The organism is Bradyrhizobium sp. Kon58, from assembly GCF_055807455.1.
This window is the reverse complement of sequence record NZ_JBVVOT010000001.1, coordinates 118410-142753: the sequence shown is the minus strand read 5'-3', so window position 1 is coordinate 142753 and position 24344 is coordinate 118410. Positions and strand designations below refer to the sequence as shown.

The following is a 24344-nucleotide window of genomic DNA, read 5'->3' as shown; positions in this document are numbered from 1 at the left end:
GCAACAGGCGCCCTTGATCTGGATCAAGCATGCGGCGCCCGACCGTCGCCACCGTGCAGACATTCATCGGAAGGAACACATGGTTCAGACAAGAGCGATCATCCTCGGTGCCTTCGCGGCCCTGCTGCTGGCCGTGCCGGTCAAGGCCCAGGTGCTGGTCGACGTTTCCAAGATCAGCTGCGACCAGTACATCACCCAGCGCATTACCCACATGCAGACCGTGAACGTCTGGCTCGCCGGGTTCTACGCCGGCCGCCGCAACAATCCCGTTGTGGACACGCAAGCGCTGAACAGGAACGGCAACAAGCTCTCGCGCTTCTGCGAGTCGCATCGCGAGATGCCGCTGCTCGACGCGGTCGAGGCCAATACGAAGTAGGGGCCGAGGGACGCGGGCGTTTGCGGTCGTGTCCGGCCTGACCATATCGCGCATTACGGCGACGCGCATGGACTCTACATCGACAGGTGAAGTGCACTGGCACCGTCATCGCCGGCCATCAATAGCGGCCGCCGTGGCCCTTTTGCTGCGTGATCCAGTCCGACAATGTTTTCGGTGTCGATCCCACGGTCCGGCCCGGTGATGCCTTCGGATTGTCGCGAGCGCCTTTCGTCGGACGGGTGCGCGGCGCTTCCGTTCCGTTGACGCTCTTCGAGCCAGCCATAGATGCTTCCGCAGCTTCCTTCTCGAGGCGCAGCTGTTTCAATCGCGCCATCTTGAGGCGCTCTGCCTCGACTGCGGGTCCTTCGGACAGCAGCGGCCTGTGTTGAGCGACCTCCGCCGGGACGATGACACCGAGAATGGTCGTCTCGCCGAGCGCCTTGCAGGCTTCGAGCCGATGCAGGCCCTCGACCAGAACGAGGCGGTCTCCGTCGAGCCGGACGGAAATGGGTTCCTGTTGTCCGATGTCCAGCATGCTTTCAGCGATCTCCCCGACGATCTCGGGCTTGATGGCTTTCTTCTGCTTCGTAGGAACGAAGATCGTCTCGATCGGGAAGCTTTCCGGTTTGGGCATAACTTGACTCCGCTTCTACCGGGCCCGTCGGAACCCATGCCGGCGGTGGTCGGAGTTTAGGAGGGAAGGGCTCGACCGCAAAGGTAATTCGGCGGCAGGGTGTTGATGAGCAACGAAGCTGGAACCAGTCTCGATGACGGTCACAGCTCGTAGGGTGGGTTAGCGAAGCGTAACCCACCACCTTTGTCGCCGCGAAAAAAGAGGTGGATTACGCCTTCGGCTAATCCACCCTACGAGCTGCGAGTCGCATCGCGAGATGCCGCTGCTGGAGGCGGTCGAGGCCAATACGAAGTAGGGACGGGGCCGCCCAGCCTTGGAAGTGCGGCAGTCCGATCGTTGGAACGATAGGCCGCGCCGCAATCCAACACAACGCGCCTGCGAAGGGGAAATTGTGTCTCACCTGATGGGCAGTCCAGCTCTGTCACCGGATTCGAAACGACGCGGAGCTGGCAGCCGAAAAGAAGAGCTGCCGGAGTTGAGTACGAAGCATCGCTAGTCGAGCTTGCCTTTTTGCGGAAGCAATCTACCTGCACTCCGAACCAATTCTGGATATCGCCGTAGAATCGAGAAGGGCTCTGAACCTTGTCGCCAACTATTTCCATGAAGGACCGAAAATTCGGTCGACAGTCTTTCGACGACCCATTGGGCGTACGATGCCGTCAGTTCGCGGTTGATATCGTTCAAAGCGCGGTCTGACTGGCTGACGAATTCACCTGCCAAACTGATCGCAGGAACCTCTTCAGGCCTCTGGTTATAATTTCTTGCGGGAAATGTGACCGACCAGTTGGTGTTGCCGCCACGTTTCTTGCGAAGATTGTGGAGAGACGTGGAGAAGTCGTCGAATTGCAATGGCCATCTCTGCTGATGGGCTACTGCGATCGGAAAGAGAACGCAAATTTCCAATTGTAGCCGATTGTTCCAGGCGGTTACGGTGCTGCGCAGAATGTCATAAACTTGCTCAATATCCCGAAGAGCGAGACCAAAAAAATCAAAGCCCTCGGAAAGATACGTTGTCAGGCCGATTTTGGGAGGCAGCGATATCTTCTCTAAGTTGAGGGGATTCTTCTCTAATAAGGCATCCACGAAACCAACCTTCGAAGCTTGATCGAAATAGTACGTTCGGTTGAAAAAGCGAGAGAGATAGCCCGTGCTATTAAAGTCGCCGCCGTAAACAGCTCCAACAGAGTGACTAAGTTGCTGAGTATCAGTGGCAACCACAAAGGCGACTTGATCAATTTCAAAGAGATGCTTCACGCGCTCGAGCATTGCGATGGCGAACGGTGGGCGACACCGATCAAGTTCATCAATCAAAACGAAAAGTGGCAAGGATTGCTTGTTAAGAGCAGCTTCTCGCAAGAAGGCAGTCAAGCTTAGTCGGAATTGCGCGATTGTTCGTTTGCCTTCGCGAAAGTTGGCTAAGAGCGCCTTGCCCTGCTCGTCAACGATGTCGCCCAGGGATTTTGCGAGTTCGTCCGAGGTCTTATCGGGTACGGCTAATCCTCTTTGGATAGGATCACCCCGATTTCCTCGACGCCAGAGCCGATGAGTTTTCGAGCTATTTGAACGGTTGCCCCCTTGCCGCAGCGAGCGCAATTGCTGCGCCGGCGCGTTTGGCTTCATTCCATCGCTTTCGGACTTGTTCATCTCGCTTTACCAATGGGACTACTGCTTGGTCGATAGCGTCCATAACCGAGAGAAGAGGGTCGTCTGCGTGGTCGTCTTGCCAGGCGTTGACCTCGGCGACGAGAAAGCCTTCCTTGCGCAGCAGTTTCCCTAACCGAGACAAAAAGAACGACTTGCCCTGTCCCCATTCGGCGTCAATGTTCAGTACGTATGATGCCGGCAGGCCTGATTTCTTTTGTTCACTTACCCTATTTAGAAGAAAAGATTTTAGGAAGGCGGCCTCCTCGCTTCGGCCGAGCTTGTCCTCTTTCCATATTTCATCATTGCTCGACTCGGGAGCTTCGTGTTGCGGCATGTCAATCAAGCCTCAGCGTTATTGAACGACTTCTTGTCGAAACGAAAGGATTGCTAGAGCTCATAGGATGGGTTGAGTCGTTGCGAACCCATCATGTTGAATGATTGATGATGGGTATCGCTTCGCTCCACCCATCCTACGAGCTGTCGCCGCAATACCGAGCACATGTCGCTGTCGTAGACCTCGGGCTTTGCCTGCAGCTTCCGAGCGACGCATCCGCAGGGCAGATCGGCCACTTAGGCGGCGTGTTCCGCGGAGCGCGTGACATCGCCGCGTCCCGCGAGAAGGCCGGCAACGGAGATATCTTCGTCAAGCGCTTCCCAGTGCAAGCCGACGCGGCTGAGCTCGACCTGGTTGCGTTCGTCTGGCGTTGCATGGAGCAGGCGCGGAAACCACGCAAGCGGGATCCCGAGTGTCCTTCCATCGGACAGTTCGACCCACATCGTGTGTTCGTCGAAGCGAACGCTAGTTGCCGAAATGGTCATGCCAAGCCTTCAGAAGAAGCTCGCGGTTGTCTTCCACGACGCGCAGGATATTCGAAAGTTCCCGCGGATTGAAGCCATAACTGTCGGCTATTGATATGCCAGGCTCAAGCCAAATCTTGGCGTCCCGGCCGCCACCTTTGACGTGAATATGGGGCAGCTCGGGTGGCTGCCCCTCGTTTGAGAAGAAGTAGTAACGCAAGCCGCCCTGGCGTAATGCAATCGGCATCGATGCCTCCGGGCGGCTTGCGCTATTAGTATCAGCTACACCCCGTCGTGCTGCCGCACGTATCGCACTTCATGCACGTGCCATTCCGCACCAGCGTGAAGTTGCCGCACTCGCTGCACATCTCGCCCTCATAGCCCTTGGCCTTCGCTTCCGCGCGGCGCTCGGCCTTGCTGGGCACTGCCACTTGCGCGCTGCCGGCCTTGCTCCATTGCAGAGCCTCCAGCTTCTCGGTGGGCGAGAGGTCGTGGGCCACTTCCTGCTTCAGCGCGACCGCGCCTTCCGGGACGTCGCCGGCACGGCCCGCGCCGTGGGAGGCGAGCGAGGTGACCTTGCTGCCGCCGGCCGGTGCGCTGTCGTTGCCCTGGGCGACCGCGGTCGAGCCGCCGCGCATCACCACGAGGTTGTCGGTGCGGGAGCGGGTGAGGCCGCGCGACACCAGCTTGGAGGCGCCGTGGCTGTGATCGCCGGGCTCCTTGCCTTCCTCGACGCCCTTGCCGAGCACGTCGAACCCGGTCTCGCTGGGATCGACATGGGCGAGGTCGAAGCGGCTGAGATAGCTCACCGCCAGCTCGCGGAAGACGTAGTCGAGGATCGAGGTCGCGTATTTGATGCTGTCGTTGCCCTGCACGGGGCCCGCCGGCTCGAAGCGGGTGAAGGTGAAGGCGTCGACATATTCGTCGAGCGGCACGCCGTACTGGAGACCCAGCGACACCGCGATGGCGAAGTTGTTGATGAAGGAGCGCAGTGCGGCGCCTTCCTTGTGCATGTCGATGAAGATCTCGCCGATGCGGCCGTCGTCATACTCGCCGGTTCGCAGATAGACCTTGTGGCCGCCGACGACCGCCTTCTGGGTGTAGCCTTTGCGGCGATCCGGCATCTTCTCGCGCTCGCGCATCACGATGATGCGCTCGACCAGCTTCTCGACGATCTTCTCCGAGACCTGGGCGGTGCGTGCCGCCATCGGCTTGTCGTAGAGATGCTCGATCGCATCGTCCTCGTCCTCATCGTCGGCGATGAGCTGCGAGTTGAGCGGCTGGCTGAGCTTGGAGCCGTCGCGATAGAGCGCGTTGGCCTTGAGCGCCAGCTTCCACGACAGCATGTAGGCGGACTTGCAGTCCTCTACAGTTGCGTCGTTCGGCATGTTGATGGTCTTGGAGATCGCACCCGAGATGAAGGGCTGCGCCGCCGACATCATGCGGATGTGGCTCTCGACCGAGAGATAGCGCTTGCCGACCTTGCCGCAAGGGTTGGCGCAGTCGAACACCGGATAGTGCTCGGCCTTGAGGTGCGGGGCACCTTCCACCGTCATCGCGCCGCAGATGTGGACGTTGGCCGCCTCGATCTCGCGTTTGGTGAAGCCCACGGCCTGCAGCAGGTCGAAGCCGGGGGCCGCGATCGCCTCGGCACCGATGCCGAGCTGGTCGCGGATGAAGTCTTCGCCAAAGGTCCATTTGTTGAAGGCGAACTTGATGTCGAAGGCAGTCGGCAGCGCCTTCTCGACCTTGGCGATGGCCTCGTCCGTGAAGCCCTTGGCCTTCAGCGTCGAGGCGTTGATGCCGGGCGCGTTGGAGAGCGAGCCGTGGCCGACGGCGTAGGCCTCGATCTCCGCGATCTCGCTCTCGCGATAGCCGAGCGCGCGAAGTGCTGCGGGGACCGCGCGGTTGATGATCTTGAAGTAGCCGCCGCCGGCGAGCTTCTTGAATTTCACCAGGGCGAAGTCGGGCTCGATGCCGGTGGTGTCGCAATCCATCACGAGGCCGATCGTGCCGGTCGGCGCGATCACCGTGGTCTGGGCGTTGCGATAGCCGTGCTTCTCGCCGAGCTCGAGCGCCGCATCCCAGGCCGCTTGCGCGTGGGTGACGAGGTCGGTCTGCGGGCAGGACACCAAATCCATCGGCACGGGATTCACGCTCAGCGCCTCGTAGCCGTTGGACTGGCCATGGGCGGCGCGGCGGTGGTTGCGGATCACGCGCAGCATGTGCGCGGCGTTCTTCTTGTAGCCGGGGAAGGTGCCGAGCTCTGACGCCATCTCGGCCGAGGTCTTGTAGGTGATGCCGGTCATGATCGCGGTCAGCGCGCCGGCGATGGCGCGGCCTTCCTTGCTGTCATAGGACAGGCCCATGGTCATCAGCAGGCCGCCGATATTGGCGTAGCCGAGGCCGAGCGTGCGAAACTCGTAGGAGAGCTCGGCGATCGACTTCGACGGGAACTGCGCCATCATCACCGAGATTTCGAGCACGACGGTCCAGAGCCGGCAGAGGTGCTCGTAGCCTTCGACGTCGAAACGCTTGGAGGGGATGTCGTAGAACGTCAGCAGATTGGCGGAGGCGAGGTTGCACGCCGTGTCGTCCAGGAACATGTATTCCGAGCACGGATTGGAGGCGCGGATGTCGCCGGACGCCTTGCAGGTGTGCCAGTCGTTCATGGTGGTGTTGAAGTGCAGGCCCGGGTCGGCCGACGCCCAGGCGGCGTAGCCGATCTTTTCCCAGAGGTCGCGCGCCTTCAGGGTCTTGGTGATCTTCTTGGTGGTGCGTCCGACGAGATTCCAGTCGCCGTCGGTCTCGACCGCGCGCAGGAAGTCGTCCTTGAGCGAGACCGAGTTGTTGGAGTTCTGGCCTGATACCGTGAGATAGGCTTCCGAATCCCAGTCGGTGTCGTAGACGTCGAACTGGATGTCCTTGTAGCCTTGCTTGGCAAACTGGATGACGCGCTTGATGTAATTGTCGGGCACCAGGCTGCGGCGCGCGAGCTTAATCTCGCGGCGGAGCGCCGGGTTCTTCTCGGGATCGAAGCAATCGTCGCCCGAGCCTTCGCAGTTGACGCAGGCCTTGAGCACGGCCTTGAGGTGCTTCTGGTTGATCTTGGATCCGGTGACGAGAGCGGCGACCTTCTGCTCCTCCTTCACCTTCCAGTCGATATAGGTCTCGATGTCGGGGTGATCGACGTCGACCACGACCATCTTGGCGGCGCGGCGCGTGGTGCCGCCCGACTTGATCGCGCCCGCCGCGCGGTCGCCGATCTTGAGGAAGCTCATCAGGCCGGACGAGCGGCCGCCGCCGGAGAGGCGTTCGCCTTCGCCGCGCAGGCGCGAGAAGTTGGAGCCGGTGCCGGAGCCGTATTTGAACAGGCGGGCTTCGCGGACCCAGAGGTCCATGATGCCGCCCTCGTTGACGAGGTCGTCACCGACGCCCTGGATGAAGCAGGCGTGCGGCTGCGGATGCTCGTAGGAGGATTTCGAGCGGGTCAGCTTGCCGGTGAAGGGGTCGACGTAATAATGGCCCTGGCCGGGGCCGTCGATGCCGTAGGCCCAATGCAGGCCGGTGTTGAACCATTGCGGCGAGTTTGGCGCGACCATCTGCATGGTCAGCATGTAGCGGAGCTCGTCGTAGAAGGTCTGGGCGTCCTCGTCGGAGGAGAAATAGTTGCCCTTCCAGCCCCAATAGGTCCAGCAGCCGGCGAGACGGTCGAACACCTGCTTGGCCGAGAGCTCGCTGACGAAGCGCTCTTTCTCGGGCAGCAGCGCAAGCGCCTCGGTGTCGGGCACGGAGCGCCACAGGAAGGAGGGAACGGACTCTTCCTCGACCTTCTTCAGGCGCGCGGCAACGCCGGCCTTGCGAAAATACTTCTGGGCCAGCACGTCGGAGGCGACCTGCGACCACGCGGTCGGCACCTCGACATTGTCGAGCTTGAACACGACCGAGCCGTCGGGATTCCTGATCTCCGACGTGGTCAGCCGGAACTCGATGCCGGCGTAAGGTGACTGTCCCGAAGTGGTGTGGCGCCGCTCAATCCGCATGGTCTTGCCCCGTCCTATCTTTGACCGAACCGCCTCCGTTCAGGCGTGCCGGGTCATCATTTCAATTCGCGGTGCTCGAGGCCGCCTGGCCCTTGGCATCGCAGTTCAGCCGGTAGACCCGGCCCATTTTCTCCCGACGCGATTCCTCGATGCGCGCACCGATCATCCGCCGGCACGTCCAGACCCATCCGCCCCAAAGGGATGAGCCCGACATGCGTTCAACGCCCCACAACGTCACGTCTTCAACCATTGCCATCCGAGCCTGTTTCCAGCCCGTTCAGGCGCCCGAAAAGTCCGCTCGCCGGGCAGACAAGCCCGTATCCCGCTGCCTTTGTCTGGCTTGGCGGAGTGCTGTTTTGCAGACCCTTTGGGGGAGTGCCGGCGGGACGCAAACACACTCGCGCCGAACGGATCGAAAACTAGGACTCTCCGTTACGCCCGTCAAGAACTAGTGCGAGTTCCTGAATCAAATACTAAATATGGTGGATTGTGGGGGATAACAGGGGGCAGGCCCGCGCCTGTTGTTGAGCCAAGTATCAGTGAGTCCTCAGGGATTCCCAACCGAAAAAATTTGCATCTTGTGGTGCTGGCGAGGCTTCACCCCGCTGTTCACAGGGCAGGTATATTTTTGAATGGCGGGCTTGCCTCCGGGGGACTCACGTAGGGCTACGGAAGGTGAGGGCAGGCATGCCCGCCGGGGTGGTGGTGGGAGGGGCGAATCCGCGCCAAGCTGCCCTCGATTTTGCCGGACTACCCACATGCTTGATTCGACTCGGCCGGTGCTGCGACCGCGCATCGCTCCGGCCGGCCTGATGTTCCTCGCCATCACCTCGGTGGGCTGGGGCTTCAACTGGCCGGTGACGAAATTCCTGCTCTCCGAGCTGCCGCCGCTGACTTTGCGCGGGGTGACGGGCGTGCTCGGCGCGGTGCTGCTGGCGGCGCTGGCGCTGATCCGCGCTGACAGCCTCAGTGTCCCGCGCGAGATCTGGCCGCGGCTCGTGACCGCCGCGCTCCTCAACGTCACCGGCTGGATGGTGCTGATGGGCCTGGCGCTGCTGTGGCTGCCGGCGAGCGAAGCGGCGCTGATCGCCTACACCATGCCGGTCTGGGCCTCGCTGATCGCCTGGCCGGTGCTGGGCGAGCGGCCGACCTTGTTGCGCACCATCGCGCTGGTGATGGCCTTTGCCGGCCTCGCCTCGATCATGGGCGGCAATGGCTTTGCCGCCACCGCGGACAAGCTGCCGGGCATCGTCATGGCGCTGTGCGGCGCGTTCGGCTTCGCGCTCGGCACGGTGTTTTCGAAGAAGTACCCGATCCGTCTGCCGCCGATCACCGCCGCGGCCTGGCAGATCGGGATCGGCTGCCTGCCCATCACGATCATCGGCCTCGCCGTCGAGACCACGCATCTGGAGCTGGTGACGCCGCTCGGCTGGTGGCTCCTGGTCTATTCGACCGTGGTGCAGTTCTGCATCGCTTATGTCAGCTGGTTCGCAGCGCTGGCGCGCCTGCCGGCCTCCGTCGCCGCGATCGGCACCATGGCGGTGCCTGTGATCGGCGTCGTGGCATCCGCGATCGCGCTCCACGAGCCGCTGGGAGCAGGGCAGATCGCCGCGCTGATTTTCACGCTGGCGGCGGTGGTGCTGGCGACGCGGTAGGGCGTGTGCTGAAGCGGCCGGCCGCCTTATGTCCTACGGGGACGCTCGCGCGCGCTCCAACTGGCACGCGGCAGCGAGCAGATCGTGAGTTTGGAATCCCTCACTGAACTGCTCGTAGATCGGAGTGAGCAATCGGGCGGCCTTCGGCCGGCGCCCGGCCGCTATCCAGCGCGCTGCAAGATCGGTGGCTACACGCAGCTCAAAGGTCTTCGCCCCTATCGCGCGCGCCTCGGCCAGTGCCTGCTGTAACAGGCTTTCGGCGCGAAGCGGCTCACCTTCGGAAAGGAGAACGGACGCCTCGACCCGCTGAAGCTCCGAACGACACCAGCGCTCTCCCTGATTTTCCTGATGGTGAATAGCCCTTGCGATCGCCTTTCGCGCCTCGTCGATCCGCCCTTGTCGCAGATAGGCGCGGCTGAGGATGGCGAGATAGCTGCCGATCCGCATCAGGAAGCGACAGTCGATCAGCTCCTCGATCGCCGCACGGATGTCCTCCACCGCCGCAAGATCTCCGCGCAAATCGCGAAGGCAGGCCGAGAAATAGCGTTCGACCGGAATCCAGCGCGAGATGCGCTCCCGATCCAGATTGCGACGCAGCCGCTCCGCGTAATGCTCGAGCGCCGCCAAATTCCCGGTTTCGAGTGAGATCGGAAGCGCGGCGAGGCCTAGCGCATTCGACTGCGACACCCAGTGACCGCCGCGATCCGCGGCCTCGACGGCATCATTGGCCAGCTTCGCCGCATATTCGGCTTGCCCCTGCATCCAGGCCACAAAAGGCAGATTGAAGCGAACGGTGATGAAACGATAAACCTCGTTCGCGTCCTTCCGCGAACGGCTTTCGGCCAGCGAATAGGTCGCTGCGAGGCGATCGAGAACCAGGCGACTCTTGCCCAATTCTCCGGCGAAGGCGTGAGCCCATGCCCAAGCGCGATCGGCTTCGGACGTCGCGGTCAGGTCGCGGTCCCGATCGGCCAGCGCCGTTGCTTCTTCAAGATGGGTCATCGCACGCGGGATTTGACCGATCTGCAGCAGGTAAAAAGCAAACCCCACCAATGCACGTTGTTGATACTCGACATCCCCGGCACGCCTTGCGAAGGCAATTGCATCGAGCCATGCAAGCGCGTTTTCGTTCGAGAGCTTGCGCGCGTAGAACAGACTCCATCCCAGCGCACAGGCGAGCTTTGCACGCAGCAGATCGTCACAAGCAATGGACTTGGCCAAGCTGAGCGCAGTCTCCAACCGTGCCTGCGCCTCCGAAAGAATCGACGTCTCCGACCACAAGGTGATGCCGGCCACCGCCAGCCTGATCGCGAGGACAGGGTCCCCGTCCTCGCCAAACGCCCATGACAAAGCTGCCCTCAAGTCGGCGATACGACCAAGGTAGCGGTGCGTCCAATCGGCGGGTTCGCGCCAGTTCCACTCCTCCTCGGACTGTTCGAACAGAGCGAGCACCCGCTGTGCGTGACGGTGTAGAGCATGGCGGGATGCAGGATCTGCCAGCCGGCGCTCCGCTGCATAATGCCGTGTGCTGTCCAGCAGCCGATAGCGAAGACTGGCTCCCTGCACTTGCGCGTTCAACAGCGATTTGGCCACCAGACCGCCGAGGCCGGTGACGACGTCGACCGGCGTGAGCCCCGCAGCCTCGGCGACAAAAACGACATCCTCGGCGTCGAAGGCGCCACTGAACACCGACAGCAAGCCGAACAGTCTGGCTTCCCTCTGCGACAGGAGCTTGAAGCTCCAGTCGATCGTCGCCATCAGGGTCTCATGACGCGGCGTCGCGCCGTCGATGCCGGGGGCGCGAAAACCCAGGTTTTGATCGAGAAGCGTCACCAGTTCGCGAGGCGTGAACCTGCCGAGCTGGGCTGCCGCCAATTCAATGGCAAGAGGGAGCCCGTCGAGCGCGTGGCATGTCCGGGCGACCGCTTCGCAGTCGTCATCGACGAACTGATAGTCCGACCATTCTGCGGCGCGGCGGACAAACAACTGCACCCCAGGGAATTTGATGGCCTGATCGATTGTAAGGGCTGAGCCGGGCCTGGGCGAGCCAAGCGAACCGAGCCGCATCAGATGCTCAGCGGGGGTGCCTAGCGGCTCACGGCTGGTGGCCAGCAGCCTGGAAGACGATGTGTCCGTCATGAACCGGCCGGCAAACATGATGGCGGCAGGCAACACATGTTCGCAATTGTCCAGAACCACCAGCATTTGCCGCGACCTCAGATAATCGAGGACGGCAGTCATGTTGTTGTCCGGATTGCCCCTGATCCCCAAGGCCGCTACCAGCGCAGCGCCGAAAAGCATGGGGTCAGCAATCGTCGCGAGGTCGACGAAGCACACGCCGTCACGGCAGCGGGGTGCGAAGACCTGTGCGGCTGCGACGGCGACCGTTGTCTTGCCGATGCCGCCGGCGCCTGCCAGCGTGATATGCCTACTCCCGATCAACGCCTGGGCAATATCGGCGATTTCGGCTTCGCGACCAACGATGCCTCGCACCACGGGCGGCCCCGACAAGCTGGCCGGCTCCGTGTTCGCAAGTTCGTCCCCGATCTCGCCGATGCTGGCTTGCACATCCGCAATGAACTTGTAACCCCGCCGCGCCACCGTCGCGATGTAGACGGGTTCAACCTGCGTGTCGCCCAACGAGCGCCTCAAGCTCCACATATTGACCTTGAGATTGCTCTCGTGGAGGAAGGTGCCGGGCCAAGCCGCCTCCATCAACTCATTCTTGCTGACGAGTTCGCCGGGACGCTGCACCAGCAGCTGTAACAGCTCAAAGGCGCGGCCGCCCATTTTGACCGGGCGGCCTTCGAAAAGAAGAAGCTGGCGGCGCGGAACGAGTTGGAATCGCCCAAAGGAAAACGTGAGTTCCTCTCGACGCCGGCCTCTTTGCAATGTCTCCGTGGTAGCCCGCATTCTTAACAGCCAAGCGACGCGACAGTCCGCTGGAATATCATGCGCCACAAGGCTGCTGAACACCGCGATTTTGAAAAAGCACGATCGCAGCGAGCATTTGGTCGCAGGATCCGAAGCGTTCCTTAGGCCTCATGCGGGCCCTGCCACGAACGGCGGATTTACCTGATTTAACCGGCCCGCACCGCCCACCGGACTATAGTCGCTCGATCGCAGTTGCGTCCGTCCGAAAGGTATCGCAATGAAACACCTGATCCTGGGAGCACTCCTCTCCATGGCCGCCGGCCTTCCTTCGTTCGCGCAGACGCCCGCAGGTAAGCCCGTCTCGATCGTTCTCGTACACGGCGCCTTCGTTGACGGCTCGGGCTGGAAGGCTGTCTACGACATTCTGACCCGCGACGGTTATGAGGTTTTGGTCGTCCAGAACTCGACTGCAACGCTCGACGGTGATGTCGAGACAACGCGGGAGGTCATACGCAAGGCGGGAAAGCCCGTCATTTTGGTGGGCCACTCGTATGGTGGTGCCGTCATCACCGAAGCCGGAAGCGATCCCAAGGTTCGCAAGCTTGTCTATATTGCGGCTTTCGCGCCAGAGGTCGGAGAGTCCGTCTACGAGCTCGCGACGCGTCCTACTCCGGGCGAGGCTGGAGCACCGTTGTTGCCGCCGAGCGGCGGCTTTCTTCTGGTTGATCCGGCGAAGTTTCCGAGTGCGTTTGCGCAGGATGTTGATGTGTCCATCACCGCCTTCATGGCCGCAGCACAAGTTCCGTGGGGACTCAAAGCGGTCGAACACAAGATCGTTGGCGCAGCATGGAAAGACAAGCCCGTGCACTACATGCTGACAACGCAAGATCACATGGTGCCGCCCAGCACACAGCGCTTCATGTCATCGCGAGCAAAAGCGAAACTTACCGAGCTGCCGAGCAGCCATGCCGCGATGCTCTCCCACCCGCGGGAAGTTGCAGCCTTCATCGAAATCGCTGCCGGAGAAGCAGATTGATATCACCGGCCCTCTAAACAAGGGCCGATTTGAAGAGGCTTGTTGTCCTTTCTTCAGCGGCCCGCTCTACGCTGCGTGAACCCAGCTGCCCAATGCCATGTTGGCAATAGGACGACGCTTTGGCTTAGCGCCTTCACAAGACTCAAGGGGAATATCATGACTCAACACGTCCTGGTTATTGTCAGCAACGCGGCCGTCATCGGTCCGCACAATCGTAAGACGGGCTTCTTTTTTGCCGAGGTCGCGCATCCGTTCGATGTGCTTGACAAGGCAGGCATTGCCGTTGAGTTCGCCTCTTTAAGGGGCGGATGGACGCCATATGATGCCTACGACGAGAAAGATCCTGCGGAGAAGGCTTTTCTCGAAAGCAAGGCCTTTCGCCGCTTGAATCGCGGTCGCAAACTAGCTGAAGTGGATGCTGCCGATTACGAAGCCATCTTCGTGCCAGGCGGTCTTGGACCGATGGTCGACATTCAGCGTAACCCAGTCGTTCAAAATGCAGTCGTGCGCGCCTGGAGCACTGGAAAGTTTGTAACTGCCGTTTGTCACGGTCCGTGCGCGCTCCTTGGGGTAGACCTTGGCGATGGCAAGCCGTTCGTGCAGGGCAAGAAGCTCACATCGTTCTCGAAGAAGGAAGAGTACGACTACGCACGCGAAGACGTTCCTTACGAGCTTGAAGATGCCCTGAGGGCAGAGGGTGCCGAGTATACGTCCGCAGCAAACTGGCAACCTCACGTCGTCGTCGACGGACGCCTCATCACTGGCCAGAATCCCGCCTCGGCCGGGCTCCTGGCCAAGGAGTTGCTGGCGGCACTCAGAAAATAGAACAAGGCAGCCGAGCATCGCTTGGCTGCCCTGAAGGCTGCGGTAACCCTGAAAAGGCCTGGTCGATGACAATGCCCTCGAAGATCACTGCCATTCTAGTTGCTCACCCAGGCAAGAGCGTTGAGCTTAGTGAACTGCTTGTTGGTCTGGCGCCGCATTGCAGGGCCGAACCCGGCAATCTGCGCTGGGACGTCTGGCGCGACGGTTCGGACGACCATCGTTACGTCCTTGATGAGCTTTACCGGGACGCCGCGGCGGTCGAAGCGCATCGAACCTCGCAGCACTACCAGGCCTACTTGGCCAAGGTTCCCGAACTGGCGGAACGTACGGCAGTCATCGCGAAAGCCGTGGATGTTAGATGATTGCTGTCATCGACAACATTCGCACGGCCGTTACCACGGCATATTGCGAATGAGGCGCGGCGGTGGTGCTGGCGACGCGGTAGCGGGTGTAGTCGTGAAGCGGCTGGCCGCCTGATGTCCGGTTTACCGGCATCATCGGCCGGCGAGCGGAAGGCTTCCGAGGTCGCAGATGGACCGATCGGCGACATGCTGAGCACACAAAAAAGCCCCGGAGGATGCCGGGGCTTTCGCAGTGCTCTTACGGATCAGTACCTGGCGACGACCGGGCCGCCGAAGTTGAACTTGTAGTTTACGCCCACCGTCGCGGTAGATACCTCCAGCCGAGTCGAGATGACTTCGGAGGGAAGTCCCGCCACGAAGCCACTGCCGGTAACGGCCGAGATGTGCTGAACGTCTCGACGGCCGAAGTCCATATAATTGTACTCGGCAAAAGCCGACCAGCCCGGAGCGAACATCCACTCGAGACCGCCACCCACTGTCCAACCAGAACGGTTCACACCCAGAGCCGTTTCGGAAAGAGCTCCGGTGGGCTGCACGACGATATTGTCCTGCCGGGTCCAAGCGCCACCGCCCTTGATATAGCCAAGCAGCTGCGGAACGAATAAATAGCCGACGCGGCCCGTGACAGTCCAAACGTCTTTGGTCTCATTAACGGAGGTAAAGGTCGGGAACGCTGGCAAAGCGTGCGAGCTGCCGATGCGAGCATAATCGTACATGCCTTGGATGCCGACCACCCAATTTCCAGCAAATTGATAATCGCATCCGATCTGACCGCCGCCAATGACCTCGCTGTTATCGCTAGAACCATAGTTCGCCGGAAACGGTACACCGAGTCGCGACACTCGGGTTTGATCAGTCCGGGCCCAACCACCGCCGACGTTGCCGCCGACATAGCAACCCGTCCAGTTATAGACCGTGACAGGTGCGGGGGGTGGAGCCTTCGCATAACGAGGAGCCATATCTGCGGCGATAGCTGATCCGGTGAATGCTGCTATAGCGGCGATAGAGATCACGATCTTTTTCATGTCCACTCTCCCATGGCGCATCTGAAATCGTGGCCCGAAAGTAGCGCTATTCTGGCAAATTACTGTCCCCGGAAAGTCACACTCGCCTGTTGTCGCGGCGATTGGTAGGCATCGCTTGGGGTCCCAAGCCGCCGATCACGCCTAAGGTGAGAGCTTCTGCTTTGCCCTGGTAAGCCGACGATTACGTACAGTCCTAGGCGAGAACGGCCCCGGCGTTCGGCTCGGCGCCGGGCCAAGAGCAAATCAGGAACTCGTCCAAGCGTTGCGGATTAGGTCTCTCTGCCGGACTGAGTGCCTCCAACGAGTCGGTTATGGCGAGCGAGCGCAACACATTCCTCGGCGTCGCGGCGTGCGACCTTGCCCTGCCTGTTCCCTTTGCTCTTGGCGAAGTCGACATGGTGATCTTCGGAGCTGCCGATGCCACGCCGCATTTGAAGGGCAGGACCAGCCATGCCGCGAATGGCCCAACGGCCATTCGCAATGCTTTGCGCGTTTACCAGACCGACCTTGTCAGGTGGGATTTCGACCAGGACGGAATCCTGCTCGACCCGGAGCAAATCCGGGTCACCGATGGCGGCGATCTTCCGACGTCACCCGATGCTCCCGAGGAAAACCGGAATACAATCAGGAGAGCCACCAAAAAGATCCTGACGTCCGGCGCGGTACCTATGCTGCTGGGCGGAGATGATTCCGTCCCCATACCGTTTTTCGAGGCGTTCGAAGATATCGGCAGGCTGACCATCCTGCAGATCGACGCGCATCTGGATTGGAAGGACCGGCGCGACGGCTCAGCACATACTTTCTCCAGCACAATGCGGCGCGCCAGCGAGTTGCCTTGGGTCGAACGGATTGTGCAGGTCGGTTTACGGGGGATCGGCGGCTCGGGGCCGCAGGAGCTCAGTTGCGCGCGGAATTGGGGCTCCAGGATTTTTATAGCACGAGACGTCAAAAGCCGGGGCGTTCAAGCTGTCCTCAGCGCAATCGAGGACAACGCGAATTGCCTGATCACGATCGACTGCGACGGCCTCGATCCGTCCGTCATTCCCGGCGTGCTTCTGCCGCAACCCGGCGGGCTGTCCTATTTCGAAGTCATAGATTTGATCGCAGGCGTCGCCTCGAAGGCCAGAATTGTCGGTCTCGATCTGGTGGAATTGGTGCCGGAGCGTGACGTGCAGAATATCGGGGCGATCTGCGCAGCGCGGATCATCTGCAACGCCATTGGACATATCGCCAAGCAGAAGCGCTAGCCGGCCGGCCTGTCTCCCAGCGCCTTCCGGATCATCTCGGCGAGCTGGTTGCGGCGGTAGGGTTTTGTCAGGAGCATGACGCCGTCGTCGAGCTTGCCGTGGTGGACTATGGCGTTGTCGGTGTAGCCGGAGGTGTAGAGCACCTTCACCCCGGGGCGGATCGTCGCCACCTTGTCGGCGAGATCGCGCCCGCTCATGCCGCCGGGAATGACGACGTCGGTGAACAGCAGGTCGAACGGCTGGCCGGCCTGGATCAACTCGAGCGCGGCCTTGCCGTCGGGCGCGGCGACGGTCTGGTAGCCGAGGCTCTGGAGCTGCACGGTGACGAAGTTGCGCACCAGCGGGTCATCCTCGACCACGAAAATGGTCTCGGCGCCGCCTTCCGCCTGCGGCGTCGTGGTGGGGGCCACCTCGGCCATGCCTTCGCCCGGCGGCAGATAGAGCTTGATCGTGGTGCCGTGGCCTTCCTCGCTGTAGATCTTGATGTGGCCGCCGGACTGCTTGACGAATCCGTAGACCATGGAAAGGCCGAGGCCGCTTCCCTTGCCGACCTCCTTGGTGGTGAAGAACGGCTCGAACGCCTGTTGCTGCACCTCGGCCGGCATGCCCGTGCCGGTGTCGCTGACGGCGAGCATCACGTAGGGGCCAGGCCGAACGTCGGGATTGTTTTGCGCATAGGCCTGGTCGAGCACGACGCGGTGGGCCTCGAGCAGCAGCTTGCCGCCGTTCGGCATGGCGTCGCGGGCGTTGATCGCCATGTTGAGCAGGGCATTGGTGAGGCGGGACGGATCGATGTGTGCGGTCATCTGCCCCTGTTCGAGCACGGTCTCGATCTCGATCTGCTCGCCGAGGGTAGGACGCAGCAGTTTGGCGATGTCCGCGACCGCGGTGTTGATCTCGACGTTGCGCGGCTGCAGCGGCTGCCTGCGCGCAAAGGCGAGCAGATGCTGGATCAGCTCGGCGCAGCGCTCGGCGGCCTCGTCGATCAGGCGCGCCACGCGCTGGAGCTCGGGCTGCTGCTTCAGGCTTGCCACCAGCGTCTCGGTATTGCCGGAGATCACGGTCAGCATGTTGTTGAAGTCGTGCGCGACGCCGCCGGTGAGCTTGCCGATCGCATCCAGCCTCTGCGACTGGTACAATTGCCGCTCGGTCTCGCGCGAAATGGTCGCGTCGTGATAGACCAGCACCGCGCCGGAGACTTTGCCTTGCCCGTCCAGCATCGGCCGGCCGCTGATCATGAGATGGCGGGAAGGATTGCCGCTGTGCGGGCGGACGATCATCTCCATGTTCTCGAACGGTTCGCCACGCAGCACGCGTGCAGACGGCAGCTCGTCGGGCTTGAGCGGGGTGACGCCGTCGCCGTGAAGCACGCTGGACATCGCGCGCAGATTGCGCAGGTTCATGCCGGTCCTGTGCAGCAGCATGCGCTCGGCGGCCGGATTGGACAGAAGGACATTGCCCTCGGCATCGATGACCAGCACTGCCTCCGCCATGCTGTGAAAGGTGCTCTGGAGCACGTTGACCGAGAGGCGCAGCTCGTCATGCGCGGTGACCAGATGGTCCGTACGCTCGGCCACCGCGGCCTCGAGCTGATGCTTGGCGGCCGTGGTTTCCAATAGCGTGCTCTTGAGGGCGCCCTCAGTGCGCCGGCTCTCGCGCATCATCATCACGACCAGCAGCAGGATCACCAGCGCGCCGGCGACGTCGATCCCGAGCAGCACGATGCCGGTGCGGCGCGAATCCTGGGAGCGCGCCGCGAGCAATCGTTCTTCCTCGGCGCTCAAATGATCGAAATTGCCCATCACCGTGTCCATGAGGCCACGGCCCTCGCCCTTGCCCTGGAGCGCGGCAATGCCGGCCTGATCGTTTCCGGCGCGCAGGCGCATCACTTCGGCGGCGATCTCGATCCGGCGTAGCGCCAGCGGCTCGGTGCCCTCGAGCAGCGCGACATGTTCGGGAGTGTCGCGCACGCTGCGCTTGAGGTCGGCGAGTGCCGGTGCGATCCGGGCGTGCACCGCCTGGAATTCCTCGCTGAAGCTCGGGTTGCGATAGATCTCGTAGCCGCGTGCGGCGCTCTCGGCACTGCGCATCAGCACACGCAGGTCGGAGATCTTCTTCAGCACCTGGACGGTGTGATTGACCCAGGCCGCGTCGGACCGCGACTTGACGTCGAGGCCGATAGAGGCTGCGGTGATGATCAGGAGGATGGCAAGTCCAGCACCGAGAATGACGCGCTGCGTTGGGATCAAGGGGCTTCTTTCTTGTCCTTCGGCTGCGAGCCATCGCCCGGCGCGGCGATGCATTCCCGGATCGTGGTCAGCAGCGCGTCCGGCGTGAACGGCTTGCGCAGGCAGCGGGTCGCGCCGAGCTCCAGCGCCATCCGGAGGAAGTCGGGAGAGGGCGAGGCGGATGAGGCGAAGGCGTAGCCGGACATCGCGATCAGCGGAACCGCCGGCGCGCGCTCGTGAAAGATGCGAATGGACTCGAAGCCGCGCATATGCGGCATGAAGATGTCGACCAGCATCACGTCGAAACTCTGGGTTTCGAGCGCAGCCAAACCCGTTTCTCCGCCGTCAGTCAACGTGACGTCGAAGCCCTGACGTTGGAGGAGGACCTCGATGGTCGCACCGACCATCGGATCGTCATCGACCACGAGAATACGCGGCATGACACTTCCCAGTCATCGAAGTCCCCATAGCCAAGTTGATACAGGTGAATCGCGCGTCGGGTCAATTTGGGATTGGATAAGGGTAGGTATGCACGGTGCGGTGAATAAAGGTCCGCTCGCATCGGTTGTACGTGACAATCGCCGATGGCGAACACGAGGCGAGCGAAACAGGTGAGGCGCCCGCATGCGAAAAAGGCGCCGCATCGCTGCGACGCCTTCTTCTTCAAATGTTGCAGGTCGGCTTACGGGCAGGGATGACGCTGGCCGTCATAGCCGAGATAGGTGCCGGACGCCGGATCGTAGGACTTGTAGCGCTGCGCACAGTAGCCCGCAGAGTCGCCGCCGCTATCGGGGACCACGGCGACTGACGGCTCATCATAATAGCTGTCGTCGCCATAGTAATAGGGGTCGTTGTAATAGCCGCCGCCGTAATAGGCGTACGATCCGAGGCCGCCGATCGCAGCACCCGCGGCAACACCAGGCCAGAAGCCGCCGCCGTGACGATGATGCCAGTGACGACCGCTCCAATTGCCGCTACCGCCCTGCCAGTTGCCCGCAGTCGCGACGCTGCGTGTACCGCTGAAGGACGGCGAGAAGGCCTGTCGGCTCGCGCCGCCTACGAAGCTGCCACCGCTGGGACGTACCGCTGTGCCGGCGGCGAAATTGCCACCGCCGCCGCCGATCCTCGCGCCGCCGAAATTGCCGCCGCCCATGCGGGCGCCGCCACCGCCAAAGTGAGCCCCGCCACCACCGAAGTGAGCGCCGCCGCCACCGCCGCCGAAGTGGGCACCGCCACCTCCGCCGAAATGGCCACCGCCGCCCCCGCCATGTCCGCCGCGACCTTGCGCGAAGCTTGGCGTCGCCAACGGGAGAACCAGTGCTACGGCCGCAGCCGCGCTCAAGACTTTCAGACTTTTCATGATCAAAACTCCTTTTCCCGGAAGCAAACCCCATGAAAGGGCCGGAGTTCCTGGGATCACGGGGGTTTGCGTGCGAGGACAGGCTCTCATGGCGACGCTGTATCCGGCATGAACGGATCGCGTCCGCTTTGCGGCAGCGTTCCGTGCCGGTAGACCGCATCTGCAGCGGGGCGCCGCCGCCCGCGCCGAACTGGACATTTCGCCGTCCGGATGGCATCAGGACCCGACGAAGCAGGGCCCTTGCCGCATGAAACAATTCTTCCTCAAGTTCTTCACCTGGTGGAATGGCCAGACGTTTGGCACCCAACTCTGGACCAAGCGCTACGGCGAGCTGGTCGGCCAGGACGAGCAGGGCAACCTCTATTATCGCACCCGCGGCGGGGCGATCGACCCGGCGCTCGGCTTCGAGCGGCGCTGGGTGGTCTATAACGGGTATGCCGAGGCCAGCCGGATTCCGCCGTCCTGGCACGGCTGGATGCATCACACCGTCGATGTGCCGCCGACGCAGGACAATTACCAGCCGCGCGAGTGGGAAAAGCCGCACCAGCCCAATCTCACCGGCACGGCCAACGCCTACCGTCCCTCGGGCTCGACGCTCGCCAGCGGCAAGCGGCCCAAGGCGACCGGCGACTACCAGCCCTGGACGCCCAGCTAGGCTTCCGATCCCCGTCTCAATCCTCGTCGTGGGAGTGGATGCACCCGCATCCGCCTCGCTTTGCTGTGGACAGCGGGAACAGCGGGGATGAGTCCTGCGCGGGCGTTGCAGCCACGCGGGCGATGCGGCTCAATGGTCGCATCTTACGGAGATGGGAGACCATCGCGTTCGGTTCGGGCAACAGTTCGCGACTGTCCCGAAATGCAGCGGCCGCCGACCAGGACTCGATCGGGAAATAGGCCCCCGGTCTGGAAGCTCCGAAATCGCCCGATGAAATGTGCAGCCGCCGTAAGACAGGAAAGGCCGCTCGGGAAACCGGGCGGCCTTTTTCTTTGGCGGACTGCCTGACTTCTTGTGTCCCGGACGCGGCGCGGCATGAAATGACGCGACGCCGAGCCAGGACCCAGCCACTTGCTAGCGTTGCTGGGCCCCGGCTCTGCAGCGCACCGCTGAAGTAGCGCTGCGCTGCGTCCGGGGCACGAGATTGCCCGAAACGAATTACATCATCCGCTCAGCCGCGCGCTTCACCGCCTCTAGCCGCCGCGACTGACCCTGCGCGCCGCGCTCTTTCAGCAACGCCAGCACCTCTGCGGGTGCGGTGTCGGGCGAGCCTGCATTGAACGGCGGGGCGGGATTGTATTCGAGCTGAAGCTGGATCGCCTCCGCGGTGGTGCGATCGACCATGATCGACACCAGGGTCAGCGCGAAATCGATTCCCGCGGTGACGCCGCCGCCGGTGATGCGGTTGCGGTCGACGCAGACGCGCGTCTTGGTCGGCGTCGCGCCGAACTGAGCGAGCATCTCCATCGCGCTCCAATGCGTGGCGGCGCGGTAGCCCTTCAACAGGCCCGCGGCGCCGAGCGCCAGCGATCCCGTGCAGACCGAGGTGACGTATTTGGCGCCCTCGGCCTGCCGGCGCAGGAAACCGAGCACCTCCTCGTCATTGAGCAGATCGTTGGTGCCGCCGCCGCCGGGCACGCAGATCACGTCGAGCTGCGGGCAGTCGGCGAACGTTGTGGTCGGCGTCAGCGTCAGCACGGAATCGCTCGGCACCGGCTCGATCCGTTTCCAGATCAAATGCAGTTTTGCGCCGGGGACGGAGGAGAACACCTGCAGGGGACCCGTAAAATCGAGCTGGGTGACGCGCGGAAACACCAAGAGACCGATCTGGAGCGGGGACGACATGAGAGCCTCCAATTATGAGCTTGACGGACGCAGCCTCTCATGATGCCCTTCTGTCCAAAATGGCGTATTTCCCTCGCTTTCGGACATGACCATGATCGGCATCCTGATCTTCCCGGACTTCCAGTTGCTCGATGCGGCCGGCCCGATCTCCGTGTTCGAGATCGCGGCGCGCTGCACGGGCCAGACGACGACCGGAATCCGCGTGCTGGCGGTGAACGCGGGGCCCGTGCGCAGCTCGTCCGGCGTCGAGATGATGGCGCGCGACTTCAAGTCGGCGAATGCGATCACGACGCTGGTCGTGGCGGGAGGCGCGGGCGTGACGGACGCCGCGCGCTGCGAGGTCACGCGCGCCTTCGTGCAGCGGCTGGCGCGGCGCGGCGTGCGGGTGGCGAGCGTTTGCTCGGGCGCCTATGTGCTGGCCGAGGCGGGATTGCTCGACGGCCGTCGCGCCACCACGCATTGGGGGCGGACACGCGATTTCGTTGCGCGCTATCCCAAGGTGAAGTTCGAGCCGGACCAGATTTTCACGCGCGACGGCAATGTGTGGACGTCGGCAGGCATCACGGCGGGCATCGACCTTGCGCTCGCGATGGTGACGGAGGATCACGGCGAGCAGATCGCGCAGGACACGGCGCGGCAGCTCGTGCTCTATCATCGCCGCAGCGGCGGCCAGTCGCAATTCTCGTCACTTCTGGAATTGAAGACGCCGAACGGCCGCTTCGGCGCGCTGCTGTCCTGGGCGCGCGAGAACCTCGATAGCCGGTTGACGGTGGAAGATCTCGCCGACCGCGCCGGCATGAGTGCGCGGCATTTTGCCCGCGCCTTTGCCGCCGAGACTGGCACGACGCCCTCGAAGGCCATCGAGCGCTTGCGCATCGAGGTCGCGCGGGAGCGCGTGCAGTCCTCGCGCGAGGCGATCGAACTCGTCGCGGAGGCGACCGGTTTCCGCGATCCCGAGCGCATGCGGCGCGCCTTCATCCGCGCCTTCGGCCAGCCGCCGCAGGCGCTGCGGCGCGCGGCAAGGGCCGGGTAGGCCCGGCCTTCCGCCTTTTTGACCCGGAACGGACCTCGTCAAGCGAATGCACCCGTTGTAGACGATGCGTACAACACGTACCGTCGCTGATCCCGATGCAAGGAACCCCAATGACCGATCGAGAAAAGATTCTGATTGCCCTTCGCGAAAAACCTTTGAAGACTTTCGACATCATGAAGCGCGTGAACATCAAGAACCAGGACGACTGCCAATCGCTCCTGTTGAAGATGCGTGACGAAGGCGCCGTGAAGTTCGATATTCACAAGGGAAATTGGCGCGCTGCGTGACGACGTTCACTTGGTCACCAGCGGCCTCGCATGGCAGCGGACATGACTTGCGGACTGGTTCAGCCCGATGCGGCCTTGCCGCCGGTTGCCGCGGCGCCCGAGGCCTGCGCGCGCGCCGTCAAGCGCCGCGCGATCGGCATCAGCATGTAGGGCGCCAGGTGAATGGGAAACTGCGTCATCGCGAAATAGAGCCAGGTGGTGGGCGGCAGCGCGCCGGCGGTCGCGGCGAGCATCAGGCCCAGATTGCGCTGTGATACCATCAGCCCGAGCGCCAGCGCGCGCTCATAGCCGATGCGGCGGAACAGCAGCGTGGTGATGGCAAGCAGCGTGAAATAGATCGCGAAGGCGAGCGCCGCGAAGCCGAGGGTGGAGACCGGCCGGGCGACGAGATCGCTGGCGACGTCGCCCATGATCGCAGTCGCGAAGACCAGCAGGATGACGATGTTGAAGCCGTCGATCGGCTGCCTGTGGCGCTGGATCGCGGTCGCGCCGAAGACCTGCCGGATCACGGTCGCGGCCAGCAGCGATGCGGCGAGGATGCCGAGCAGCTTCAGCCCCAGCGCAGGCGGCGAGATGCTGAGCATGCCATCGAGGAACAGGCTTGCGAACAGCGAGGCCGTGAACGGCACCAGCGCGGTCGCGCTCACCAGCGTGACCAGCACCAGCGTGGCGTCGAGGCCCATCAGCGCGGCCAGCGCCGGCGCGGCCATCATCGGCGAGGCCATGCTCTGCAGCACCAAGGCGAGCGCAAGGTCGGGCGCGCGCGCCGTGAGTCCGGTGAAATGGACGATCAGCCCGACGATCACGGGCACGCCGATCATGGTCCAGACGGTGGCGGTCCCGACCAGCGCCGGCCGCCGCAGATGGCCGGTGAGCGCGGCGAGATCGACCCGCATGAAGGAGATGCAGAGCAGAACGAAGATCGCCTCGGTGACGTAGGGGCGCAGCAACGCCCCGAGCGGCGGCACCGCGAGCGCGATGAACACGACGGCCGCCACCGCGCGGGTGCCTTGGCCGCCAAGCCATGTCAGCCCGCGCAGGGGGAGGGCGAATATGCTTTGAAGAACGGGTGGCATC

23 protein-coding genes are annotated in these 24344 nt (G+C 62.7%); 9 read left to right on the top strand and 14 right to left on the bottom strand.

The features are described 5' to 3' along the window. The first annotated feature begins 79 nt into the window (after positions 1-79). On the top strand, positions 80-376 hold the full coding sequence (locus AC0L20_RS00665) for an HdeA/HdeB family chaperone (protein WP_473287017.1): 297 nt from the start codon (positions 80-82) through the stop codon (positions 374-376). 118 nt (positions 377-494) lie between these two features. On the opposite strand, the gene AC0L20_RS00660 is transcribed toward AC0L20_RS00665, so the two are convergent. The 7 genes from AC0L20_RS00660 to AC0L20_RS00630 all read right to left on the bottom strand — a co-directional run bounded on the left by AC0L20_RS00660 (position 495) and on the right by AC0L20_RS00630 (position 7751). After that, a complete protein-coding gene (locus AC0L20_RS00660; RefSeq protein WP_473287015.1) occupies positions 495-1010 on the bottom strand; it encodes a ParB N-terminal domain-containing protein in 516 nt (171 codons plus the stop codon). A 492-nt stretch (positions 1011-1502) separates the two neighbouring features. Next, positions 1503-2654, bottom strand: a complete 1152-nt coding sequence (locus AC0L20_RS00655) for a KAP family P-loop NTPase fold protein (RefSeq protein WP_473287013.1) — start codon at positions 2652-2654, stop codon at positions 1503-1505. Then, on the bottom strand, positions 2566-2988 hold the full coding sequence (locus tag AC0L20_RS00650) for a P-loop NTPase fold protein (RefSeq protein ID WP_473287011.1): 423 nt from the start codon (positions 2986-2988) through the stop codon (positions 2566-2568). Before AC0L20_RS00650 ends, AC0L20_RS00655 begins: the two co-directional genes overlap by 89 nt. Positions 2989-3224: 236 nt before the next feature. Continuing rightward, a complete protein-coding gene (locus AC0L20_RS00645; protein WP_473287009.1) occupies positions 3225-3473 on the bottom strand; it encodes a DUF2442 domain-containing protein in 249 nt (82 codons plus the stop codon). Beyond that, positions 3454-3699, bottom strand: a complete 246-nt coding sequence (locus tag AC0L20_RS00640) for a DUF4160 domain-containing protein (RefSeq protein ID WP_473287007.1) — start codon at positions 3697-3699, stop codon at positions 3454-3456. The genes AC0L20_RS00645 and AC0L20_RS00640 overlap by 20 nt, the downstream gene beginning before the upstream one ends. A 31-nt stretch (positions 3700-3730) precedes the next feature. After that, entirely contained in the window at positions 3731-7495 is a 3765-nt protein-coding gene (locus tag AC0L20_RS00635) for a vitamin B12-dependent ribonucleotide reductase (RefSeq protein WP_473287005.1), read from the bottom strand. A gap of 61 nt (positions 7496-7556) precedes the next feature. Continuing rightward, positions 7557-7751, bottom strand: a complete 195-nt coding sequence (locus AC0L20_RS00630; RefSeq protein WP_473287003.1) for a hypothetical protein — start codon at positions 7749-7751, stop codon at positions 7557-7559. Between the two features lie 502 nt (positions 7752-8253). On the opposite strand from AC0L20_RS00630, the gene AC0L20_RS00625 reads away from it, so the two are divergent. Next, complete coding sequence (locus tag AC0L20_RS00625; protein WP_473287001.1) at positions 8254-9150, top strand: DMT family transporter; 897 nt, start codon at positions 8254-8256, stop codon at positions 9148-9150. A 33-nt stretch (positions 9151-9183) separates the two neighbouring features. On the opposite strand, the gene AC0L20_RS00620 is transcribed toward AC0L20_RS00625, so the two are convergent. Continuing rightward, positions 9184-12063, bottom strand: coding sequence for an ATP-binding protein (locus AC0L20_RS00620; protein WP_473286999.1), 2880 nt, complete (start codon positions 12061-12063; stop codon positions 9184-9186). A 238-nt stretch (positions 12064-12301) separates the two neighbouring features. Here AC0L20_RS00620 and AC0L20_RS00615 point away from each other — a divergent pair, with 238 nt between their 5' ends. The 3 genes from AC0L20_RS00615 (at position 12302) to AC0L20_RS00605 (ending at position 14247) form a co-directional block, all read left to right on the top strand. Beyond that, entirely contained in the window at positions 12302-13060 is a 759-nt protein-coding gene (locus tag AC0L20_RS00615) for an alpha/beta fold hydrolase (RefSeq protein ID WP_473286997.1), read from the top strand. A gap of 156 nt (positions 13061-13216) precedes the next feature. Further along, positions 13217-13885, top strand: a complete 669-nt coding sequence (locus AC0L20_RS00610) for a type 1 glutamine amidotransferase domain-containing protein (protein ID WP_473286995.1) — start codon at positions 13217-13219, stop codon at positions 13883-13885. Between the two features lie 65 nt (positions 13886-13950). After that, positions 13951-14247 carry a putative quinol monooxygenase gene (locus AC0L20_RS00605; protein ID WP_473286993.1) on the top strand — a complete coding sequence of 99 codons (297 nt, stop codon included), beginning with the start codon at positions 13951-13953 and terminating at the stop codon, positions 14245-14247. 245 nt (positions 14248-14492) lie between these two features. Here the strand turns inward: AC0L20_RS00605 and AC0L20_RS00600 are convergent, their stop codons facing one another. After that, positions 14493-15272 (bottom strand): outer membrane protein, encoded by a 780-nt coding sequence (locus AC0L20_RS00600; protein ID WP_473286991.1) that lies wholly within the window; start codon positions 15270-15272, stop codon positions 14493-14495. Between the two features lie 311 nt (positions 15273-15583). Between AC0L20_RS00600 and AC0L20_RS00595 the strand changes: the two genes are divergently transcribed. Further along, a complete protein-coding gene (locus AC0L20_RS00595; protein WP_473286989.1) occupies positions 15584-16519 on the top strand; it encodes an arginase family protein in 936 nt (311 codons plus the stop codon). Here the strand turns inward: AC0L20_RS00595 and AC0L20_RS00590 are convergent. The 3 genes from AC0L20_RS00590 to AC0L20_RS00580 form a co-directional block, all read right to left on the bottom strand. Beyond that, a complete protein-coding gene (locus AC0L20_RS00590) occupies positions 16516-18768 on the bottom strand; it encodes a CHASE3 domain-containing protein (protein ID WP_473286987.1) in 2253 nt (750 codons plus the stop codon). The genes AC0L20_RS00595 and AC0L20_RS00590 overlap by 4 nt on opposite strands. Continuing rightward, positions 18765-19187, bottom strand: coding sequence for a response regulator (locus AC0L20_RS00585; protein ID WP_027569815.1), 423 nt, complete (start codon positions 19185-19187; stop codon positions 18765-18767). The genes AC0L20_RS00590 and AC0L20_RS00585 overlap by 4 nt, the downstream gene beginning before the upstream one ends. Before the next feature lie 242 nt (positions 19188-19429). Further along, positions 19430-20107 (bottom strand): BA14K family protein, encoded by a 678-nt coding sequence (locus tag AC0L20_RS00580; RefSeq protein ID WP_473286984.1) that lies wholly within the window; start codon positions 20105-20107, stop codon positions 19430-19432. Positions 20108-20354: 247 nt separating this feature from the next. On the opposite strand from AC0L20_RS00580, the gene AC0L20_RS00575 reads away from it, so the two are divergent. Next, entirely contained in the window at positions 20355-20762 is a 408-nt protein-coding gene (locus AC0L20_RS00575) for an NADH:ubiquinone oxidoreductase subunit NDUFA12 (protein ID WP_354054866.1), read from the top strand. A 498-nt stretch (positions 20763-21260) separates the two neighbouring features. On the opposite strand, the gene AC0L20_RS00570 is transcribed toward AC0L20_RS00575, so the two are convergent. Then, complete coding sequence (locus tag AC0L20_RS00570) at positions 21261-21947, bottom strand: DJ-1/PfpI family protein (RefSeq protein ID WP_473286982.1); 687 nt, start codon at positions 21945-21947, stop codon at positions 21261-21263. Positions 21948-22038: 91 nt separating this feature from the next. On the opposite strand from AC0L20_RS00570, the gene AC0L20_RS00565 reads away from it, so the two are divergent. After that, the gene (locus AC0L20_RS00565) at positions 22039-22980 is read left to right on the top strand and encodes a GlxA family transcriptional regulator (protein WP_473286981.1); all 942 of its coding nucleotides are present in this window, start codon (positions 22039-22041) and stop codon (positions 22978-22980) included. Positions 22981-23090: 110 nt separating this feature from the next. Then, a complete protein-coding gene (locus AC0L20_RS00560) occupies positions 23091-23267 on the top strand; it encodes a hypothetical protein (RefSeq protein ID WP_473286980.1) in 177 nt (58 codons plus the stop codon). 59 nt (positions 23268-23326) lie between these two features. Here the strand turns inward: AC0L20_RS00560 and AC0L20_RS00555 are convergent, their stop codons facing one another. Next, complete coding sequence (locus AC0L20_RS00555) at positions 23327-24343, bottom strand: Na+-dependent transporter (RefSeq protein WP_473287454.1); 1017 nt, start codon at positions 24341-24343, stop codon at positions 23327-23329. Between the last annotated feature and the right edge of the window lies 1 nt (position 24344).

Coding starts and splice junctions, on each gene's coding strand:
- AC0L20_RS00585 (WP_027569815.1), bottom strand. CDS start 19,187: ATGCCGCGTATTCTCGTGGTCGATGACGATCCGATGGTCGGTGCGACC.
- AC0L20_RS00660 (WP_473287015.1), bottom strand. CDS start 1,010: ATGCCCAAACCGGAAAGCTTCCCGATCGAGACGATCTTCGTTCCTACG.
- AC0L20_RS00665 (WP_473287017.1), top strand. CDS start 80: ATGGTTCAGACAAGAGCGATCATCCTCGGTGCCTTCGCGGCCCTGCTG.
- AC0L20_RS00635 (WP_473287005.1), bottom strand. CDS start 7,495: ATGCGGATTGAGCGGCGCCACACCACTTCGGGACAGTCACCTTACGCC.
- AC0L20_RS00595 (WP_473286989.1), top strand. CDS start 15,584: ATGGCGAGCGAGCGCAACACATTCCTCGGCGTCGCGGCGTGCGACCTT.
- AC0L20_RS00645 (WP_473287009.1), bottom strand. CDS start 3,473: ATGACCATTTCGGCAACTAGCGTTCGCTTCGACGAACACACGATGTGG.
- AC0L20_RS00565 (WP_473286981.1), top strand. CDS start 22,039: ATGATCGGCATCCTGATCTTCCCGGACTTCCAGTTGCTCGATGCGGCC.
- AC0L20_RS00655 (WP_473287013.1), bottom strand. CDS start 2,654: ATGAACAAGTCCGAAAGCGATGGAATGAAGCCAAACGCGCCGGCGCAG.
- AC0L20_RS00580 (WP_473286984.1), bottom strand. CDS start 20,107: ATGAAAAGTCTGAAAGTCTTGAGCGCGGCTGCGGCCGTAGCACTGGTT.
- AC0L20_RS00555 (WP_473287454.1), bottom strand. CDS start 24,343: ATGCCACCCGTTCTTCAAAGCATATTCGCCCTCCCCCTGCGCGGGCTG.
- AC0L20_RS00570 (WP_473286982.1), bottom strand. CDS start 21,947: ATGTCGTCCCCGCTCCAGATCGGTCTCTTGGTGTTTCCGCGCGTCACC.
- AC0L20_RS00560 (WP_473286980.1), top strand. CDS start 23,091: ATGACCGATCGAGAAAAGATTCTGATTGCCCTTCGCGAAAAACCTTTG.
- AC0L20_RS00620 (WP_473286999.1), bottom strand. CDS start 12,063: ATGCGGGCTACCACGGAGACATTGCAAAGAGGCCGGCGTCGAGAGGAA.
- AC0L20_RS00610 (WP_473286995.1), top strand. CDS start 13,217: ATGACTCAACACGTCCTGGTTATTGTCAGCAACGCGGCCGTCATCGGT.
- AC0L20_RS00630 (WP_473287003.1), bottom strand. CDS start 7,751: ATGGCAATGGTTGAAGACGTGACGTTGTGGGGCGTTGAACGCATGTCG.
- AC0L20_RS00625 (WP_473287001.1), top strand. CDS start 8,254: ATGCTTGATTCGACTCGGCCGGTGCTGCGACCGCGCATCGCTCCGGCC.
- AC0L20_RS00615 (WP_473286997.1), top strand. CDS start 12,302: ATGAAACACCTGATCCTGGGAGCACTCCTCTCCATGGCCGCCGGCCTT.
- AC0L20_RS00640 (WP_473287007.1), bottom strand. CDS start 3,699: ATGCCGATTGCATTACGCCAGGGCGGCTTGCGTTACTACTTCTTCTCA.
- AC0L20_RS00605 (WP_473286993.1), top strand. CDS start 13,951: ATGACAATGCCCTCGAAGATCACTGCCATTCTAGTTGCTCACCCAGGC.
- AC0L20_RS00650 (WP_473287011.1), bottom strand. CDS start 2,988: ATGCCGCAACACGAAGCTCCCGAGTCGAGCAATGATGAAATATGGAAA.
- AC0L20_RS00575 (WP_354054866.1), top strand. CDS start 20,355: ATGAAACAATTCTTCCTCAAGTTCTTCACCTGGTGGAATGGCCAGACG.
- AC0L20_RS00600 (WP_473286991.1), bottom strand. CDS start 15,272: ATGAAAAAGATCGTGATCTCTATCGCCGCTATAGCAGCATTCACCGGA.